At 64.7% G+C, this 19,592-nt stretch carries 11 protein-coding genes; 6 read left to right on the top strand and 5 right to left on the bottom strand.

What is annotated here, in order from left to right:
• Positions 1-56 precede the first annotated feature (56 nt).
• From JJC00_RS09870 to JJC00_RS09860, 3 genes are all read right to left on the bottom strand, one after another.
• Positions 57-1,349 (bottom strand): branched-chain amino acid ABC transporter permease, encoded by a 1,293-nt coding sequence (locus tag JJC00_RS09870; RefSeq protein WP_200472386.1) that lies wholly within the window; start codon positions 1,347-1,349, stop codon positions 57-59.
• Complete coding sequence (locus JJC00_RS09865; RefSeq protein WP_200472385.1) at positions 1,346-2,293, bottom strand: branched-chain amino acid ABC transporter permease; 948 nt, start codon at positions 2,291-2,293, stop codon at positions 1,346-1,348. The genes JJC00_RS09870 and JJC00_RS09865 overlap by 4 nt, the downstream gene beginning before the upstream one ends.
• Before the next feature lie 121 nt (positions 2,294-2,414).
• Positions 2,415-3,647, bottom strand: a complete 1,233-nt coding sequence (locus JJC00_RS09860; protein ID WP_200472384.1) for a branched-chain amino acid ABC transporter substrate-binding protein — start codon at positions 3,645-3,647, stop codon at positions 2,415-2,417.
• Positions 3,648-4,103: 456 nt separating this feature from the next.
• On the opposite strand from JJC00_RS09860, the gene JJC00_RS09855 reads away from it, so the two are divergent.
• Together JJC00_RS09855 and JJC00_RS09850 are read left to right on the top strand one after the other, a co-directional pair.
• Positions 4,104-5,195: a glycosyltransferase gene (locus JJC00_RS09855; RefSeq protein WP_200472383.1), complete on the top strand. Its 1,092-nt coding sequence runs from the start codon at positions 4,104-4,106 to the stop codon at positions 5,193-5,195.
• Between the two features lie 101 nt (positions 5,196-5,296).
• On the top strand, positions 5,297-6,364 hold the full coding sequence (locus tag JJC00_RS09850) for an endo-1,4-beta-xylanase (RefSeq protein ID WP_200472382.1): 1,068 nt from the start codon (positions 5,297-5,299) through the stop codon (positions 6,362-6,364).
• Between the two features lie 3 nt (positions 6,365-6,367).
• Here the strand turns inward: JJC00_RS09850 and JJC00_RS09845 are convergent, their stop codons facing one another.
• On the bottom strand, positions 6,368-7,165 hold the full coding sequence (locus JJC00_RS09845; protein ID WP_200472381.1) for a protein-L-isoaspartate O-methyltransferase family protein: 798 nt from the start codon (positions 7,163-7,165) through the stop codon (positions 6,368-6,370).
• Between the two features lies 1 nt (position 7,166).
• Positions 7,167-10,625 carry an ATP-binding protein gene (locus JJC00_RS09840; RefSeq protein WP_200472380.1) on the bottom strand — a complete coding sequence of 1,153 codons (3,459 nt, stop codon included), beginning with the start codon at positions 10,623-10,625 and terminating at the stop codon, positions 7,167-7,169.
• Positions 10,626-10,759: 134 nt separating this feature from the next.
• Here JJC00_RS09840 and JJC00_RS09835 point away from each other — a divergent pair, with 134 nt between their 5' ends.
• The 4 genes from JJC00_RS09835 (at position 10,760) to JJC00_RS09820 (ending at position 19,447) form a co-directional block, all read left to right on the top strand.
• Positions 10,760-17,197, top strand: a complete 6,438-nt coding sequence (locus tag JJC00_RS09835; protein WP_200472379.1) for a non-ribosomal peptide synthetase — start codon at positions 10,760-10,762, stop codon at positions 17,195-17,197.
• A 147-nt stretch (positions 17,198-17,344) separates the two neighbouring features.
• The gene (locus JJC00_RS09830; RefSeq protein ID WP_198029491.1) at positions 17,345-17,509 is read left to right on the top strand and encodes a hypothetical protein; all 165 of its coding nucleotides are present in this window, start codon (positions 17,345-17,347) and stop codon (positions 17,507-17,509) included.
• Between the two features lie 229 nt (positions 17,510-17,738).
• Entirely contained in the window at positions 17,739-18,470 is a 732-nt protein-coding gene (locus tag JJC00_RS09825; RefSeq protein WP_200472378.1) for a 4'-phosphopantetheinyl transferase family protein, read from the top strand.
• Positions 18,467-19,447 carry an LLM class flavin-dependent oxidoreductase gene (locus tag JJC00_RS09820; RefSeq protein WP_200472377.1) on the top strand — a complete coding sequence of 327 codons (981 nt, stop codon included), beginning with the start codon at positions 18,467-18,469 and terminating at the stop codon, positions 19,445-19,447. Before JJC00_RS09825 ends, JJC00_RS09820 begins: the two co-directional genes overlap by 4 nt.
• Positions 19,448-19,592: the final 145 nt, after the last annotated feature.

Genomic DNA, 19,592 nt, shown 5'->3' with positions numbered 1-19,592 from the left:
AGATACCGCTTCGCTGGTGCCAGATACCGCTCCGCTCATGCCAGATACCGCTTCGCTCATGCCAGATACCCCCGGTCACGCGCCACCGTGGCAGCCCGGTCCCATGCCTCCGCGATCCGCCGCCAGGTCAGCCGCGCGACGAACGCGCCACCGACAACAAGAATCGCAGCCGCGATCCATGTCACCGGCGACGTCGGATTGAAGGCAATGCCGAACAGGTTGATGGCGTCGCCGCCAGCGAAACGTGCGACCGTCTCGATGGTCAGGATCACGCCGCAGGCCAGCGCGACCGTCGGCACGATGGCGACGAGGTAGGACGGGATCACCGTCCACAGCGTCCCGGCGCGGATCAGCGGACGATGCATCATCAACAGGCCGGCGATGCCACCCGGCGCATACATCACGATGCCGATGAAAATGATGCCGAAATAGAGCTGCCAGGCCGTGGTGAGGTTGGTCAGCCCGAGCTGGAGATAAGTCACCAGGATCGCGCCGAGGATCGGGCCGAAGAAAAACGCGGTGCCGCCGATGAAGGTCGAGAAGAGCACGAGGCCCGACTGGATCGCGCCGAGATAGGCGGAGTTCGCGATCTCGAAATTGATCGCGGCAAGACCTCCGGCGATGCCGGCGAAGAAGCCGGCAAAGCAGAAGGCGATGTAACGGACGACGTGCGGATCGTAGCCGATGAACTGGACGCGCTCAGGATTGTCGCGGACCGCATTGCAGATCCGCCCGAGCGGCGTGCGGGTCAGCGCGTACATCGCGATCGCCGACAGCACCAGCCAGAAGGCAATGAGGTAATAAACCTGAAGCTGCGGCCCGAACGACCAGCCGAGCAACTTCGGCAGCGCGGTGCGGTCCGTGGTGATGCCGGACTCACCGCCGAACACCGAGCGCAGGATCAGCGACGAGGACGCCACCAATTCGCCGATGCCGAGCGAGATCATCGCAAACACCGTGCCGGCGCGCTTGGTCATGACCCAGCCAATGATCATCGCGAACACGAGGCCGCCGAGCCCGCCGAACAGCGGGATGAACGGCAGCGGGATCGGCCAGCCATGCGACACCACCGCATTCATCATGTGGGTGGCGGCGAAGCCGCCGAGGCCGTAATGCACGGCGTGACCGAACGACAGCAGGCCGGTCTGGCCGAGCAGGATGTTGTAGGACAGCGCGAACACGATCGCGATGCCGATCAGGCTGAAGGACGTCAGCGATCCGCCCGAGGAAAAGATCATCGGCAGGACGATCAGCGCGGCGATGCCGATCAGCCAGACGCCGTAGAAGCGCACGCTGCCGCCAGCGGGCTTCACCGTGGCCTTCGATGTCGAAGTCGTTGCACTCGTCATGACTCGCGCGTCCCCATCAAGCCCATGGGGCGAACGATCAGAATGAGCACCAGCAGCATATAGGGAACGATCGGCGCGACCTGGGCGATCGTGACGTTCCAGATGTCGCTGAGGACGGACGGTCCCGTCGACGGATCGAGCGGCCCGAAGGCGCTCGCCAGCGAGCCATCGAGCGCCACCGCAAAGGTCTGCACCAATCCGATGACGAGCGACGCGATGAAGGCGCCGGGCAAGGAGCCGAGGCCGCCGAACACGATGACCACGAACAGGATGGGTCCGAGCGAAGCGGCCATGTCGGACTGGGTCACCAGGGCGGGACCTGCAATGACGCCGGCAATGGCGGCGAGCGCGCTGCCGACCCCGAACACGGCCATGAAGACGCGCCCGACATTGTGGCCGAGATGCCCGACCATGTGCGGATGCGTCAGCGCCGCCTGGACGATGAGGCCGACCCGGGTCCGCTTCAACACGATCAGGAGCGCCACGAAAATGATGACCGACACGGCCAGCATGAAGATCTTGTAGGCGGGATAGTTGGTCGAAAAGATCGTGAAGGCCGGGAAGTCGAGCAGCGCTGGCACGCGATAGTCGAGCGGGCTCTTGCCCCAGATCATCGAGACGATCTCTTCGATCGCGAAAGCGAGACCAAACGTCAGCAAGAGCTCGGCGACATGGCCGTGCTTGTGGGTGTTGCGCAGGCCGTAGCGCTCCACCACCATGCCGATCGCGCCCACCAGCAGCGGCGCCAGCACCAGCGCCGGCCAGAAGCCGAGCCACTTCGTGAGCTGGAAGCCGAAGAAGGCGCCGAGCATGTAGAAGCTGGCATGGGCGAAGTTGAGCACGCCCATCATGCTGAATATGACGGTCAGCCCACTCGACAACAGGAAGAGCAGCATGCCGAACAGCACACCATTCAGCGTCGAAATGACAATGAGTTCAAGCACAGCGCACTCATGGATATCCGGGGCCTGACGGCCCCGGTGAACATCGGCCGATCAAAAATAGTCCGGCTGCCGTCACCCCGCGGTCCGTGATGGCGCCGCGAGGCAACGACAGGCTTCGTGATTACGGCCGCGCCATCTTGCAGGTCGTGGAGACCATGGCCTGCGGCGTATCGATCCTGGAGACCAGGTGCCAGCCCCAACCGGTGCTCTCCTCGTCGAACGGCTCACTCTCGGTCAGCTTGCCGAGGGAGGAGATGTAGATCGGCTGCAAGAACTGATGGTCGTCCTTGCGCATGATGCCCTCGCCGCCGTCGAGGACTTCGAACTTCAGGTCCTCGAGCGCCGCCGCCACCTTCACGGGGTCGATTGAATTGGCCTTCTCGGCCGCCGCCTTGAACATGCGCATCTCGTTGACCGCGCGCGGATACCACAGCGACAGATTGACCTTGGCGCGGAACGCCTTCTCGTAGTCCATCGCTGCCTTGTTGCCGGAATTCGCAAAGCCTTCGGTGATCTGGAAGACCTGATGATCCAGGCCAGTCTGCTTGACGGCAGTGGGGCCGCCGGCGCCGCCGGCATAATAAGTATACCAGTTGACCTTCAGTCCGGCATCCGCCGCGGCCTTGAGCAGCAGCGCAAAATCCTGGCCCCAATTGCCGGTGACGACGCTGTCGGCGCCGGACGCCTTGATCTTGGCGATGTAGGGCGAGAAGTCCGTGACCTTCAGCAGCGGATGCAGCTCGTCGCCGACGATCTGGATATCGGGCCGCTTGGCTCCGAGCATCTTGCGCGCATCGGTGCGCACCGACTGGCCGAACGAATAGTCCTGGTTGATCAGGTACACCTTCTTGATGGAGGCGGTGCCCTTCATGTAGCTGGTGAGCGCTTCCATCTTGATGTCGGAACTCGCATCCCAGCGGAAATGCCAATAGCTGCACTTCTCGTTGGTCAGGCTCGGATCGACAGCGGCGTAGTTGAAGTACAGGACTTCCTTGCCGGGATTGCGCGAATTGTTCTTGGTGACGAAATCGGACAGCGCCGCCCCGACCGACGAGCCGTTACCCTGGGTGATGTAGTGAACCCCGGCGTCGATCGCCTTCTGGGCCTGTACCAGGCTCTCTTGCGGATTGGTCTTGTTGTCGAGCGGGACGATCTCGATCTTGTGGCCGAGGATGCCGCCCTTGGCGTTGAGCTCGTCGGCCAGATACTGGAAGGTCTTCAAACCACCCTCGCCGACGCTGGCACCGCCGCCGGAGAGCGGATCGATATAGCCGATCTTGAGAGTGTCCTCGGCCGATGCTGGATGACCGAGCATCGGGGCGATCACGGCAATGGCTAAAGTGAGCTTGCGCATTATTTGTTTCCTCGCTGGCTATCGACTTTGGTCGATGGGCTTTTTTTGCGCATGTGTTGCAGCGCAATTTCAGCCCTCTTATGAGCAGAACGAACTTTGCTTTTCAAGCGCAACAGGACATGGCTCGGGCCGCCGCCATGTGATGAGGCTGCCCGGCCGGTCCGCAGCATTCCGCGACGAGGAATAGAACGCAAGCGGAAAGGCCAGCATCAGCGGCAGAACTGGCTACGCGAGGCCCATGCCGCCCCAGCCAAGCCGGACCGCAAGCAAGCCGAAGCCGACGCTCGACGCGCTGCGCACATGATCGCGATGGACCCCCAAATGAGGCCGTCCGGCGGGTTTCGCGCGTTAGCGTTAAATTCGCAAAGTCCTTGAGCGGGCCGACGCGATCACCGAAAAGAAACCATGATTTCAAGACGTCGCCCGGCTTTCTCTTCATGCGTGGACGTGACTGATATGGACGCTGCCGAGCGAATACAGGCAAACCCGGCCTCCTCCCTGCCCCATGATGGCACGGATGCGTCCCTGGTTCCGCCGGGCCCTGCGGACAGGGGCGAGCGGATGACGCTCAACCTGTTCTTCGAGGAGCGGGACGACCGCTGGATTCCGGGCGACCGCCACGTCCGGCCGCTGCTGCGACGGATGCTACTCGGCAAGTCCTGGATCAGCGGCCAGCGGCGCGTGTTCCTCAATCTCTGTGCCGGCCTCGACAGGGTCGGGATCCGCTATCGCGTCAACGGTTACGGCTACATCCGCAAGCACCCCGACGAGCTCGCCTGCATCATCGGACGTCCCTTCGTGCTCGACTGGTTCGCCTGGCAAAATCCGCTCCTGCTCGGGGTCGCCATGTACAACCATCCGGTGGATGCGCCTGCGCATCTCAAAGGCCCGCACGGCAACACTATCCTGGTGCCCTGCAAATGGTATGCGGAGATGTGCCGACCGTACTGGCCGCATGTCGAGATCTGGCCGGTCGGCATCGAAACCGATGTGTGGACTGAGACCGCCGCCGAGCAGAAGAGCGTCGATGTGCTGCTCTATGACAAGGTGCGCTGGGAGCACGAGCGCTACGCGAGCGAGCTGATCGAACCGATCCGCCGGCATCTCGAAGCCAGCGGCCGATCGGTCGAAGTGATCCGCTACGGCCATTACAAGGAAGACGACTACAAGGCGGCGCTGGCGCGCAGCCGCAGCATGGTCTTCCTCTGCGAGCACGAGAGTCAGGGCATCGCCTGCCAGCAGGCACTGTCGAGCGGCGTGCCTGTGCTCGCCTGGGATCGCGGCGGGCCGTGGCAGGATCCGGAGTATTTTCCGGACAAGGTGAGATACGAAGGCGGTGTGTCCTCGGTGCCCTATTTCGACGCACGTTGCGGCCGCACGTTCGTCGACGCGACCGGCTTCATCTCCGGCTGGAGCGACTTCTGGTCGCAGGTCGGCGCGGGCGACTTCGCACCTCGCGATTATGTGATGGAAAATCTCACGCTCGAAAAGGGCGCGCTTCATTATTACGGGATCGCTGAAGCGGTAATGCAACGTCAGCCGCGCTGACAAGACCGGTTCGCTGAAGTTAACCCAACAACAGGAAACCGCGGCGTCGCAAGACGCCGCTTGGTACATTGGCGCGTTGGTTCCGAAAGGACGGCCACCACGTGACGAAGCTCGACAGACGTGAATTTCTCCTCGGCAGCGCCGCGACGCTCGCAGCGGGCACATCGGCGTCAGCCCTGCCGGTGTCGAAACTTGCGCAGCGCCGTCCGGGCTTTGGCGCAGCCGCCACGCTCTGGGACCTGCAGGCTGATCCGCGGCTCGGCGAGGCCATCAGCACCTATTGCACGCAGGTGGTGCCGGTGCTCGAGCTGAAATGGCCGATGCTGCGGCCGGACGCGCACACCTTTGCCTTCGAGCGCGCCGATGCCATCTATGATTTCGCGCAAAAGAACGATTTGACGATGCGCGGCCACACGCTCTCCTGGTATCACGACATTCCGGACTGGACCAAGCAGATCAAGGATTCGAAGGGCGTCGAGCGCGCCTATGTCGATCACATCAACACCGTTGTGTCCTATTACAAGGACAAGCTGACCTCATGGGACGTCGTCAACGAGCCCATCCCTGACAATCCCAAAGGGGTCACCGACCGGCGCGACACCTTCTGGACGCAGCATCTCGGCGATCGCTGGATTCCGCTCGCCTTCCGCACCGCGGCCGCAGCCGATCCCTACGTCAAGCTCGCGATCAACGAATACGATATCGAGTCGGCGAAGGACTCGTTCATCGCCAAGCGCGCCGCCTATCGCAACCTCATCATGAGTCTGCTCGACCAGGGCGTGGCCCTGCACGCGGTCGGACTGCAATCGCATCTGCATGCCGAGCTCGAGATCGACACCCATGGGCTTGCCGAGTTCGTCACCGAGCTGCGGTCATGGGGCCTCGAGGTCTACGTCACCGAGCTTGACGTCGACGATCAGAAGCTGACGGGAAGTCCTTCGGAGCGCGATGCCATCGTCGCCAAACGTGTCGACGATCTGTTGACGGCGATCTCGACCAGCGGACCGGTGCGCTCGATCCTGACCTGGGGACTTTCCGATCGTTACAGCTGGATCAACGGCATGGTCAAGCGCCCGGACAAGCAGCCGAACCGCCCGCTGCCGCTCGACGGCGAGTTCAAGCCGAAGCCGTTCATGGACATGATCAGCAAGTTCACGAAGGACGTGTGACGTCTAGCGCCGGTCCGACGGCAGCCCCTGCGCGATGCCGCGAAAGCGCAGCGGCGCCAGCGACGATGCCCGCTGCCACCAATCGGCGACGCGGTCGTCGAGCGCCGTCCCCCCGCGGCCCTGGCCGGGGAAGATCCGGATCTGCTGCACAGCTTCGGCCTCGAAACCCCTACCCTTGCGCGTGATCCTGAGGGCGGCGCCTTCGCGGTCCCGCTGCGTCAACGGAACCAGCAGGCGGCCGCGCGGACGGAGCGATTGAAGCCAGAGCGGATGCGGATGCGAGAAGCCGGCATGCACGATGATGACGTCAGCCGGCTCGCCGATGTCCCGGCAGCCGTCGCCGTTGATAACCTCGACATTCCGATAGGCGCGAAGATGGGCCGCGGCGCGCACCGCAAGCCGTGCGTCGCACTCGATGGCCTGCACCCTGCCCTTCGGGCCTACGATCTCTGACAGGATCGCCGAGAAATAGCCGAGCCCGCACCCGATCTGGACCACGCGATCCTTCTCCCCGACGTCGAGCGCATCGATGAAGTGCGCCCACAGGCTCGGCAGCCCAGTGTCGAGATTGCGACGCGCGTCGATCGCGACCAGCACATTGTCGTAGAGATGGATGGGGTCGGCATCAGGCGTCAGCCGGTAGCTGCGCGCCGCCTCGCTCTTGATATGCCAGGGCCCCTTCGCCAGAAATTTTTCGCGCGGCACCGCCGCCAGGGCTGCGAGCAGACGATGCGAGGAGAGTCGTTCCCGCCTTGCAATCAGCTCGACGTAGCGCGCACGGGCGGCGGCGAGATCGCTCATTTCACTGGTGGGCCGGCTGACGAACGGGCATGTCCCCACCGAGCTCGTGCACGAGTTGCATGGCCTGTTTCAAATCGTGCGCCAGGAAACCTTCGTTGAACTTGCCGACGATCGGCAAGAGCAAAAGGCTCGCATGTTCGCGCTTGCCGGCGTCGTGCGACAGCCGCGCGAGGCTGACGGCGGTGCGCAGCTCCCAGGACAACGCGCCTTGCTTGCGCGCCGTCTCCAGCGACAGTTCGAACAAATCCTCGGCCTCCTGCACCGAGGCCGGATTGCCGTCCGACAAGGTGATCTCGCCCTGCAGGCGGTAGACCTCGGCGAGGTAGGAGTGATCGCCGGTCCGTCTTGCGGTCGCGAGCGCACCGTCCAGCGCACGCAAGGCGGCGTCGCGCATGCCGACCTTGGCATAGGCCTCCGCGAGCAGGCAGCGGAACCAGCAGCCGGCGAGCCAGGAATCCATCGCCTCGTATTCGTCGAGGCCGAGCCGCATCTGGCTGATGCCTTCGTCGGCCTCGCCGAGCTGGGCCAGCGCCCAACCGCGCAGGATTGCGGCCTGCTGCTTCCAGTGCAGGAAATTGTGCTCGGTGGCGATGATCATGGCGCGGTTGGCATGGTCGCGCGTACCCTCGATATCGCGCAGATGCTGGCAGAGATAGGCGCCGAACACCAATGCGAAGGCGAGCGAGAAGGGATGGCGGATCTTTTCCGCATGCAGGATCGCCTGCTCGCTGTGCTGGCGTGCCGCGTCGGGCTGGCCAAGGAACCAGAGGAGATAGCCGAGATAGGACAGCGAGACGACGCCGGGGTCGGTGCCGTGCCGCTCCATCAGGTCGGAGTGCAGGTCGGGGCTGTAAAGATTGATGCAGCGGTGCAGATGATGCTGCGCGGCGGCGAAGCGCCCGCGATAGAGCATGGTCATCGCGATCGAGCGGTGCGCCTCGATCAGATAACCGGTCTGCTGCGCCGGCTCCGCCCGCTCGTTGAGCCGCTCGCGCTTGGCGAATTTCAACAATTCGACGCTGAGGTCATGCGCGCGAGTGAGATCGGCGCGAATGAAATGGCAGACCCAGAGCCCGCGGGTGGCGGCAAAGGCCTTTTCGTCGTCGTCGAGCTGCTGGCCGAGCTCGAGGGCGCGGATGTAGTTCTCCTCGACCTCCTGCACGGCGTAGCCCTTGGCGGCGATCAACGCGTTGCCGAGCGCGATCCGCAGCTCGAGCTCCATCTCGTCGGCGCCCTGCATGCGGGCATTGGCCTGCACGACGCTCAAGCCCCGGCGCAGATGGCCGATTGCCTCGAGATTGGCGCCGCTCTTGGCCGCCTGCTTGCCGGCCTTGAGCCAGAAGCTCGCCGCGCCCTCGCTCTGACCGGACTCGGTGAGATGGTGGGCGAGCAGCTCCGGCTCGCGCTCCGTCTTCTCCGGATACATCTCGGCGAGCACCTGGGCGATGCTCGCATGCAGCTTGCGCCGCTCGCTGTGCAACAGGCTGGCATGCGCTGCGTTCTGGATCATCACATGCTTGAAGGAGTAGAGCGCGTCCGGCGGATGGCCGCGCCGCGTGATCAGGCCCGCCTCCTCCAGATGCGTCAGCGCCGCCTCGATCTGCTCCGCCGGCGTGCTGGCGACCGCATGCAGGGTCTCGTAGGAGAACTCGCGGCCGATCGTGGCGCCGATCTGCGCGATCCGCTTGAACGGCCCCATCCGGTCGAGACGTGCCATCAGCGAGTCCGTCAGCGTCGCAGGGATCGCCAGTTGCCGCCACGGGCCAGACAGCACGTAGCGGCCGTGCCGCTCGGTCAGGAGGTCGGATTCGAGAACCGTCTTGGTCAGCTCCTCCAGGAACAGCGGCACGCCGTCGGTCTTGACGATGATCTCCTCGATGACCTCCTTGGGCAGCTCGCGCCCGGCGACACGCTCGACCAGCGTCGCGCGCAACGGCCGGCTCAGCCGGTTCAGCACGAGGGTGGTGATGTGCGAATGCGCACTCCAGCTCGGCTGGAATTCGGAGCGCGCGGTGATGATGGCCAGGATCGGCCGGTTCTGCACCCGGTCGACCAGGAGGTCGACCATCTCGCGCGAGGTCGGATCGATCCAGTGCAGATCCTCGAAGACGATCACCAGCGGCATCTCGCGCGCGAGCCCCAGGAAGTGATTGACCAGCGCTGCGATCGTCGCATCCTTCTGCTGCTGCGGCGACAGGTCGAGCGGCGGATAGCGCTCGCCGGTCGGGATCGACAGCAGCGCGGCAAACAGAGGCGCGACCTGCTCGATATCGCCGTGGGCGGCGGCAATCGCGTTCTCCAGGCTCGCCAGCGACAGCGCGGACGCATCCTCGCGATCGAGGCCGAGAGAGAATTTGAGCTGCTCGACGAACGGATAGAAAGCGGTGGAGGTGTAATAGGGCGAGCACTGGAACGAGACCTGTCCGTGGCGGTCGCCTGCGATCCGCTCAAAAATCTCCTGGATGATGCGCGACTTGCCGATGCCGGGCTCGCCGAACTTGACGACGACCTGACCGTCGCCCTCCTTGACCTGCTGCCAGCGTCCCATCAGCAGCGCGATTTCCTCCTCGCGATTGACGAGCGGGGTCAGCCGCGCGCCCATGGCGGCCGCAAAGCGGGTCTCCACCCGCGTGGCGCGCACGACGTGCCAGGCCTGGGTCTTCTCCGAGATGCCCTTCAGCGCATGAGCGCCGAGATTGCGGTAATCGAACTTGCCCTTCAGCAACGACTGCGTCGACGAGGAGATCACCACGCCGTTGGGCGGCGCCAGCGCCTGCAGGCGGGCGGCCAGATTGACGGTCTCGCCGACCGCGGAATCACGCTCTTCGGTGCCCTGGCCGACGAGGTCGCCGACCACGACGAGGCCGGTCGCGATCCCGATGCGGACGGCGGGCGCGTGGCTGAGCGCGCCGCGCGGCTCGATCGCGCGTGCCGTCGAGAGCACCCGCACGATCTCGAGCCCGGCGCGCACCGAGCGCTCGGCGTCGTCCTCATGCGCGGTCGGGTAGCCGAAATAAACCAGAATGCCGTCGCCGACGAAGCGGGCGGCAAAGCCCTCGTAATGCTTGACCACGCGCACGCAGGTCTCGCGGAAGCTCGCGATCATGTCGCGTACGTCTTCCGGATCGAACTGGGCGGAGAGCGCAGTGGAATCGACCATGTCGCAGAACATGGTGGTGAGCTGACGCCGCTCGGCGCCGACCTCGGTGCGGGACGGCGGGTGCGCCGGCGCGGCCGGCACCTCCGCCGTCTCGGCCTGAAACAGCGACGCGGTCGCCCGCTGCAGCCGCTTGCGATCGCCGAGCGGCAATCCGAGCTCGGCAAGATCAGCCTCGGTCAGGTCGCCCATGACGTCGAGATCGAGGCGGTGCTGCGCGAACAGATCGGTGTAGTGACCGAGACCGATGCCTTCGAGCCAGCGCTTCAACCCGACTTCCGTCCCCGGCTCTTTCTCCAGCATGGTGATCTCGCCCGACACTCCCCCGCCGAAAGGCTTAAGGTCCCTCAACCACAGATTTTGGGGCCAAAACTTCACCTCAGACTGGACGCGTTCCCTAACTCCAGGGAAGAATAGCCCAATCAGATCAAAAGGGAATGGCATTGTCCGAGGTTGCACCGGGGGCGGGAGAGAGATCGGACGGCATCAGTGCCGAAACCGAGACGTTTGCCCACATCGGCAGCCTTCTCGCCTTCCACGCGCGAACAACGCCAGAAGCGCCCGCCCTGCTCGCCCCTGGCCGGCCGCCTCTGACCTATGGCGCGCTCGACGCTGGGATCGCGCATCTGGTCCAGACGCTGCGCGGGCTCGGCATTGCGCCTGGCGACCGGATTGCCGTTGCGCTGCCGCGCGGGGCCGACAGCGCGCTGGCTCTCATCGCGGTCGCATCAAGCTGTGCCTGCGTCCCCGTCAATCCCGACCTGACAGCGGACGAGCTGCAACGCTATTTCAGCGAATTGAAGCTGACGGCGCTCGTCACCCGAGCCGACATGAACTCGCCAAGTCGTGACGTCGCCAGGACGCTCGACATCGCGGTGATCGACTTCGTGCCCGGACCGGAGACGGACCTCGGCGGCTGCGAGTTCGTCGGGCCGACGATCGGTCCGGCAAGCACAAGCGGCAGCGCACGCGCCGAGGACGATGCGTTCATCCTGCTGACGTCAGGCACGGCCGCGCGGCCAAAAATGGTACCGCTGACGCATCGCAATGTGTGCCTCTCCGCGCAAAATGCCGGCCGTGTGCTGTCGCTCACATCGCACGATCGCCTGCTGAATGCCTTACCGCTGTTTCACGCCCACGGGCTGATCTCTGGACTGCTCACCGCACTGGCCGCCGGCTCCAGCGTGATTGTGACCGGCGGTTTCGACGCGCCGTCCTTCTTCGGCTGGATGCGGGATCTGCAGCCAACCTGGTACACGGCGGTGCCGACCATTCATCGCGCGCTGCTGACGGCCGCGGAAGCCAACCCGGAGCGCGTCCGCGTGTCATCGCTGCGCGTGATCCGCTCGGCTTCGTCCTCGCTTGCGCCCGCGATCCTCAACGGGCTGGAGGCGATGTTTGGCGTGCCCGTGCTGGAAACCTACGGCATGACGGAAGCGGCCTCGCAGATCGCGGCCAATCCGTTCGAGCTGCGCAAGATCGGATCGGTCGGCCGGGCCGCGGGTCCTGAGATTGCGATCATGGACGAGACCGGCCGCGCGCTTGCAAGCGGCGCGCAGGGCGAAATCATGCTGCGCGGACCAAACATGAGCCGCGGCTATTATAATGACGAGGCGGCGACGCAGGCCGCATTTCGCGACGGCTGGTTCCGGACCGGCGATCTCGGCTATCTCGATGCCGACGGCTACCTGTTCATCGTCGGCCGCATCAAGGACGTCATCAACCGTGGCGGCCAGAAGGTGTCGCCACTGGAGGTGGAAGAGGTGCTGCTGGCCCACCCGGCGGTGCTGGAAGCCGGGGTCTTCGCGATTCCTCACGCAAAGCTCGGCGAGAACGTCGCCGCAGTCGTCGTGCTACGGGCGAATTCCGAGGTGACCTCCGACCAGCTGCGCCAGTTCGCACGCAAGCGACTTGCTGCCTACAAGGTGCCAAGCCTGATCCGCAGCGTGGCGGCATTGCCGAAGGGTGCCAGCGGCAAGGTCAAGCGCAACGCGCTGGCCGAGCTGGTTTCCGCGTCCGATGAATACGACGAGACGCAGCTACCGCGCAACGCGCTGGAGACCCAGCTCGCGGAGATCTGGGCCAATCTTTTGGAGCTTCCGAGAGTAGGCGTCGATCAGGACGTCTTTGCGCTCGGCGCGGACTCGCTCGCGGTCACGCAGATGCGCTCGCGCCTGCGCGAGCGCTTCAACGTCGACTTCTCGTTCGAGGACATCTTTGATTGCGCCACGGTTGGCGCTCTTGCCGCCCGGATCGAGACCACGACGCATCGCGATGCGATGCTGCCGGCATGGCGCCAGGAGGCTTCCGAAGGAGACGCGCCGCTGTCGTTCCAGCAGCAGCGGATGTATGTGCTCTCGCGGCTCGATCCGACGCGGTACAATTATAACGTGGTCGAGGTCGCGCTCCTCAAGGGCGAGGTCGACATCGCCGCGCTTCAGGCGGGCTTGGCCGCGATCTGCGCGCGCCATGAAGCGCTGCGCTCGATCTTCGTCGAACGCGAGGGCGAACCCGTACAGCGCGCGCATAAGGGACCGCCGCGGTTCGAGCGGATCAAGCTAAAACCCTGCCCTCCGCACCGGTGGCCTGCGATCGTCAGGCGCGAGGCGCTCGAGCTGGCGCAATATCCGTTCGATCTCGCCCGCGAGCCGCCGCTGAAGGTCACGCTGCTGTCGTTCGACAAGTCCAGCCATGCGCTGGTGGTCAATGTCCATCACCTCGTCACCGATGGCTGGTCACAGCGGCTGTTCTGGGAGGCGCTCGCCGCCGGATATTCCGCGGCACGCAAGGGAAGCACGACGATGCTGCCCTCGCCCGGCTTCCAATATCGCGACTTTGCGCGCTGGCAGCAGAGCTGGGCACAGACACCGGCGGCAAAGGAGCAGCTCGACTATTGGCGCGCGCAGCTCGACGGCGTCACCACGCTGCCGCTGCGGACCGACCGGCCGCGGCCGGAGACCTGGAGCGGTCACGGCGCCCGTCACTATTTCGAATTCTCCAAGCCCCTTTCGGCCGACATTCGCGCGCTGAGCCAGGATCAGGGCGTGACGCCTTTCATGGCGCTGCTCGCGGTGTTCCAGTGCCTGCTGTATCGCCATACCGGGCATGAAGATGTCGCGACCGGATCGCTGATCGCGAACCGCAACCAGATCGAAAGCGAGCGGCTGATCGGGCTGTTTGCCAATACGCTGATCCTCCGCAACAATTTCGGCGGCGACCCGACTTTCGGCGAGATGCTGCGGCGGGTGCGCCAGGTTACGCTCGATGCCTATCGCAACCAGGACCTTCCGATCGAGGAAGTCCTGCCCGCGTTGCAGATCGCGCGAAGGACGGACGGCAATCCGCTGTTCCGGATCATGTTCATCCTGCAGAACGCATCGATCGAGGCGGCGCGCTTCCCGGGCCTGTCGACGCGGCGGCTGGAAATCGATCCCAAAGTCGCGCGCTTCGATATCACGCTCGAGCTGATCGAGGCCGAGGGCCGCTTCACCGGTTTCTTCGAATATGCCACCGATTTGTTCGACGCGGGGACGATCGAGGGCATGGCGGATCAGTTCAAGACCCTGCTCAAGGCGGTCATCGCCAATCCCGAGCAGCGCATCTCGCGTCTGCCGCTGCTGACGGTCGCGGAACGCCGGCGGCTGCCGGCGAGAGGCCGGCCGGCCAATTTCACCGCACGCGGCAATCTCTGCGAACGCTTCGAGCGGCAGGCGAAGAAGACGCCGAACGCCGTGGCGATATCCGATGGCCGTCTGTCCCTGAGCTATCGCGAACTGGCGCGCCGCAGCCAGGCGATCGCACGCTGGCTCGCGCGCGAAGGCGTCGGCACCGAGACGGTGGTCGCGCTGCTTGCCGATCGCGGGCCAGACCTGCTTGCGGCGATGATCGCGGTGCAACGCGCAGGTGCGGCCTTCCTGAATCTCGATCCCGAGCAGCCACCGGCAAGGCTCGCAACCATCCTCGGATCCAGTTGCGCAAGCATGCTGCTGACGGGGCGCGCGCAGTCCGCCATGGTCGACGCCCTGCTCGAGCCGCTGGTCGCGCGCATCCAGGTCGCCGAGCTCGAGGACGCGATCGCGCTGGAATCGACCAAGCCGGCCCGTGCGGCGCGGCGCGCAAGCGCGAGCCTTGCCTATCTCATCTATACGTCCGGCTCCTCTGGCGCGCCGAAGGGCGTGATGATCGAGCAGCGTGGACTGTCGAACCATCTGGCGTCGCTGATCGCCGAACTCGGCGTCACGGCCAGGGATGTGATCGCGCAGACCGCGCCACAGAGCTTTGTGATCTCGGTATGGCAGTTCCTCGCCGCTCCCATGGTCGGCGCACGCGTCCATGTCTGCGGCAATTCGGTCGTGCAGGACCCGATGCTGCTGGCGCGGGAGATCGAACGCGAGGGCATCACGGTGCTCGAGATCGTCCCCTCGCTGCTCCGCGTCATTCTCGAACGTCTGGACGAGGCGCCGATGCTGCGCGCCTTTGCAAAGCTGCGGCTCCTGATCTCGACCGGCGAGCCGCTGCCGGTCGAGCTCTGCCGCGCCTGGTTCGCCCGCTGCCCGAAGGTGCCCCTGATCAACGCCTACGGCGCCTCGGAATGCTCCGACGACGTCTCCCTGCACCGGCTGACCAGGGCGCCGGACACGGCGACGACCAACGTCCCGATCGGCTCGCCCCTGCCCAACACCCAAATCTACGTGCTTGATCCTGGACTGGAGCCACAGCCGATCGGCGTGGTCGGGGAACTCTGCATCGGCGGCGCCGGCGTCGGGCGCGGCTATGTCAATGATCCCGCCCAGAGCCGGCAGCGCTTCATCCACGATCCGTTCGCGCGCGAGGCAAGTGCGCGGCTGTACCGCACCGGCGACCTCGCCCGCCGCCGCGCCGACGGAACGATCGAATGCCTCGGCCGCGCCGACCTTCAGGTCAAGGTCCGCGGCTATCGCATCGAGCTCAAGGAGATCGAGGCTGCGCTTGGCGACCACGCAAGCGTCCACGCCGGTATCGTCGAGCCACGGCGCGATACAAATGGCGATATCAGGCTGATCGCCCATGTCATGGCCAGGGCCGGCAGCCAGATCAGCGCCAGCGAATTGCGCGACTTTCTCAAGAGCCGGCTGCCCGTTCATGCGATCCCGTCGGCGTTCCTGTTCCTGGATCAGGTCCCGCTCAATGCCCACGGCAAGCTCGATCGCTCCGCCCTGCTGGCGCCTGCGCAACAGGAGAGCGCGGGAACGGAAGCCGCCGTGCCGGCCCGCCGCTTCACCGAAAAAGTGCTGTCCGACATCTGGATCGATCTGCTGAAGGTCGAGAGCATTGGTGTCACCGACAATTTCTTCGATCTCGGCGGCCATTCGCTGCTCGCCGGCCAGGCGATGGCGCGCGTGGCCCGTGCGCTCGGAGTCTCGCTGCCGATCAAGACCATCTTCGAGGCGCCGACGATCGAAGAGCTCGCCCGGCAGGTCGACGAGGCCGTGGCCACGAAACCACAAAAGCCCGCGGCCGGCGTTCCCCGCCTGGCCGACAACGGGCCACCCACGCTGTCGATCGCGCAGGACCAGATGATGCGAATCGAGCAGAACCTGCCCGATCTGCCGCTGTTCAACCTGCCCTTTGCCTTCCACCTCGAAGGCCCGATCGATCCGCGCACGCTGGCGCAGGCCATCGACGACATCGCGCGCCGCCACGAATCCCTGCGGACGGCGTTCGGCTGGAATGGCGAGGAGCCGGTCAGCCGCATCATCGCGCCCGCCGCGCTCGGTCCGGTCCTGACCGTCGAGACCATCGGCGACGGGCAGCCCCACAACAACAAGCGCCGCAAGGCGCTCGAGCTTAGGAAGATCGAGCTCCTGATCGCGCAGGAGACCTACACCCCGGTCGACGCTGCCCGGGCGCCGCTGCTAAGGGCGCGGCTGCTGCGGCAGCACGCCGCGGATCACATCCTGCTGCTGACGCTGCATCATGCCATCGCCGATGGCTGGTCGGTCGGCGTGCTGTTCGAGGAATTGTCCAACCGCTACGCCGCGCTGGCAGGCCATCCGTCGGCGCCCTTGCCGAAGATGCCGCTTGCGTTCTCCGATGTCGCACGCTGGCAGCGCTGGTGGTGCGGCACCGAGGCGGCCCGCCGCCAGGCCGCCGACTGGACCGAGAGCTTGCGCGGTTCAGCCCCCCTGTTTGACGGCGAAGCGCGGCCGGGCGCGTCGAGCGGCCATCATCCGCTCAGCCTGGAGCGCGATCTGGTCGCCCGGCTCACGGCCTATGCGCGACAGCACAACGCCACGCTATTCATGTGCCTGCTCACGGGTCTCAAGGCCCTGCTGCTGGCGCGGACCGGACGCACGGACATCTCGGTCGCGACCGCCATGGCCAATCGCGCCCAGCCCGACACCGAGGGGATCGTGGGTCCGTTCGAGAACACGGTGATCGTCCGCAGCCGAATCACGCCGGATCTGTCGTTCACGCAAGCCCTGGGTCGGGTGCGCCAAAGCGTGCTCGAGGCGCATGCCCGGCAGGAGCTACCGTTCAACATTCTGGCCGACCATCTGGAGCAGGAGGGCATCGATCCGTCATCGCTGCTCCAGGTCTATTTCACTCTGCAAAATCCGCTGCGCCAGCCGCTCGAGCTGCCAAATGTCGCGGTGCGATCGATCGGAAACGTCGCGCGCGAGGGCCAGCCGGTGCTGCCGGTCGACCAGACCTGGCTGTCGCTGATGCTCAAGGAGCGCCCGACCGGAATCACCGGTTCATGCAATTACAAGGGCGATTTGCTGGACGGCGGCAAGGTCGGTACGTGGATGGAAGATCTCGTCGCGCTGCTGGGGGCCGCAATCACCCAGCCGAATACGCCGCTCGGCCGCCTGCTCGATCGCAGGGCAGCATGACCGGCTGATCAGAACGGGCAAATACGGGGTTCACTCGCCGAAGCTGTGAATGAACAAGTTGCATCTTGATTATTTGGCGCCCGCCGCGCAAGATTATTCCTGCGTTTTTGATTTGGACGATTATTTTCAACCGGGGGAGTGCTTATTATGGGTTTCATCAAATTTACCAAGGGTACCTCGCTGAGCGACAAGGACCGCAAGTCGCTTCAGAAGCTTCTTACCGTCGAGAAGAAGAAGCTCCAGTCCGCACTGAAGGACGTCGACGCCAGCCTTTCGATGCTGGGCGGCAAAAAGGCCAAGAAGAAAAAGTAAGACTCGTCGGCCGGGACGCCGCACGAATCTTCAATTTCATTTCCAAATTTTGGCTGCTCGCCTGTCGAGTTGGGGTCTCGCACAAGCTTGCGCCTGTAAACCGGCCAGCAATCGACAAGAATTTGCCCGGGTGGACCGCTAGGAACGGTCTGCTCAGTTGCTTCCTGCTCGGTTGATTCTTTCGGTCAGGGCCGGATTTGGCCTCCGCCTGACGCTATGGGCCCAATTGATGGCAGACGACGAAATTGAACTATTTGTCGGACTGATCGAGAGCATCGACACGCCGGGCGCGGTCGAAGCGTGCCGGCGGCTGCTCTCGGTCGACGAACGGATACGTGCCGACCGCTTCATGTTGGAGCGGCATCAGCGGCAATATATCTTCGCGCACGCGATGTTGCGCCTGGCGCTCTCGCACGCGGCGCCGGAGGTCGAACCGACCGATTGGTCGTTTTCGACCGGCCGCTACGGGCGGCCCTTTGTCGCGGCGCCTGCGACTTCGGCGGCACTGCATTTCAGCCTGTCCCATGCCGACGGCTGCGTGGCTTGCGTCGTGTCGAAGCACGAGACCGTCGGGGTCGACGTCGAGACGGTGTCGCGGCGCGTCGCGCCGCTCTCCACCGCGCTTCGCTTCTTTGCCCCGGAAGAGGTCGAGACGCTGCGCGAGCTGCCGGAACCGGTCGCGATCGAGCGCTTCTTCGACTATTGGACGCTGAAGGAAGCCTATCTGAAAGCCAGGGGTTTTGGGCTCAACCTGCCGCTCGACGCATTCGCGATGCAGGTATCGCGGGAGGCGATCGAGATCAGCTTCAAGCCCGATATCTCCGACGATCCCGCAGGCTGGCGCTTCTCGCTGTGCTCGCCGTCGCCCTCGCATCGCCTGGCGATCGCCGACGGCTCCCGTGCCGCCGGCGGGCTTCGCATCACCCGCAATGCCTGGCCGCTCCAGGGAGCGGCGGAATGACACCGGCGCGGCTACGCGTCTTTCCTGCGATTTCGCGCAACCGCGATCCCAAGAAATATGTCGGCGAGCTGATGCGGGTGGCGGAGTTCGCCGACCGCAACGGCTTCGAAGGCATTTTGCTGTTCGAAGGCAATGACGTGTTCGTCGAGCCCTGGGCCATGGCCCAGCACATCCTCGCGGCGACGACGCAATCGTCGCCGCTGATCGCCGTCAATCCGGTCTACATGCACCCGTTCACGGCCGCGAAGTTCGTCTCGTCCTTTGCGCAGCTCTACGGCCGCAAAGTTTATCTCAACATGATCACGGGGACCGCGATCAGCGATTTGCAGGGGCTGGGCGATACGCACTCACATGCCGACCGTTATGTCCGGCTCGGGGAGTTCGTCGCGATCGTGCGCCAATTGCTTTCGAGTCCGCGGCCAGTCAGCTTCAACGGGCGGCTCTACACTGCGGCCAATCTCCAACTCCGGCCAAGCCTGCCCGCCGAGCTGATGCCCGAGTTCCTGATTGCCGGCCAGTCGGAGGCGGCGCAGCGCATTGCCAAGGAGACAGGCTGCATCAAGATGCAGATGCTGCCGCCCGATCTCGATCGCGGCCTCAAAGCCCCCGGCATGAACTTCGGGATTTTCGCCCGCGAAAGCCGCGACGAGGCACGAGCCGCTGCACAAAAACGCTTCCGCGACAGTTCGGACGATCGCGAGCTTCTCGCCCTGACCATGGAGAATACCGATTCGGTCTGGAAGCGGCACCTCTATGACGGCCAGACCGGCGAGCTTCACGACAATGGCTACTGGCTGTTGCCGTTCCTCACCTTCCAGGCCGACTGCCCCTATCTCGTCGGCAGCTATGCGGAGATCGGCGCGAAGCTGAAGGATTTTGCCGCGAAGGGCCTCACCACGATCATGCTCGACATGGTCGCGGACGAGACCGAAATGCAGCACGTCTGCAAGGCGTTGAGGGCGAGTGGGATGTTTTGAGCCCTGATGCCGCCGAGCCAGTCACTCTCCCTCATGCAAGATTGCATCCACGTCGTCATTGCGAGCGCAGCGAAGCAATCCAGAGTCGCCGCAAGAAAAGATCCTGGATTGCTTCGCTTCGCTCGCAATGACGGAGAGTGGCGAA

This window comes from Bradyrhizobium diazoefficiens, from assembly GCF_016616885.1.
GTDB classification, from domain to species: domain Bacteria; phylum Pseudomonadota; class Alphaproteobacteria; order Rhizobiales; family Xanthobacteraceae; genus Bradyrhizobium; species Bradyrhizobium diazoefficiens_F.
The sequence above is the reverse complement of the archived record's forward strand: the minus strand, read 5'-3'. Positions and strand labels throughout refer to the sequence as shown.

Coding starts and splice junctions, on each gene's coding strand:
- JJC00_RS09870 (WP_200472386.1), bottom strand. CDS start 1,349: ATGACGAGTGCAACGACTTCGACATCGAAGGCCACGGTGAAGCCCGCT.
- JJC00_RS09845 (WP_200472381.1), bottom strand. CDS start 7,165: ATGAGCGATCTCGCCGCCGCCCGTGCGCGCTACGTCGAGCTGATTGCA.
- JJC00_RS09855 (WP_200472383.1), top strand. CDS start 4,104: ATGGACGCTGCCGAGCGAATACAGGCAAACCCGGCCTCCTCCCTGCCC.
- JJC00_RS09825 (WP_200472378.1), top strand. CDS start 17,739: ATGGCAGACGACGAAATTGAACTATTTGTCGGACTGATCGAGAGCATC.
- JJC00_RS09835 (WP_200472379.1), top strand. CDS start 10,760: ATGGCATTGTCCGAGGTTGCACCGGGGGCGGGAGAGAGATCGGACGGC.
- JJC00_RS09820 (WP_200472377.1), top strand. CDS start 18,467: ATGACACCGGCGCGGCTACGCGTCTTTCCTGCGATTTCGCGCAACCGC.
- JJC00_RS09840 (WP_200472380.1), bottom strand. CDS start 10,625: ATGCTGGAGAAAGAGCCGGGGACGGAAGTCGGGTTGAAGCGCTGGCTC.
- JJC00_RS09830 (WP_198029491.1), top strand. CDS start 17,345: ATGGGTTTCATCAAATTTACCAAGGGTACCTCGCTGAGCGACAAGGAC.
- JJC00_RS09860 (WP_200472384.1), bottom strand. CDS start 3,647: ATGCGCAAGCTCACTTTAGCCATTGCCGTGATCGCCCCGATGCTCGGT.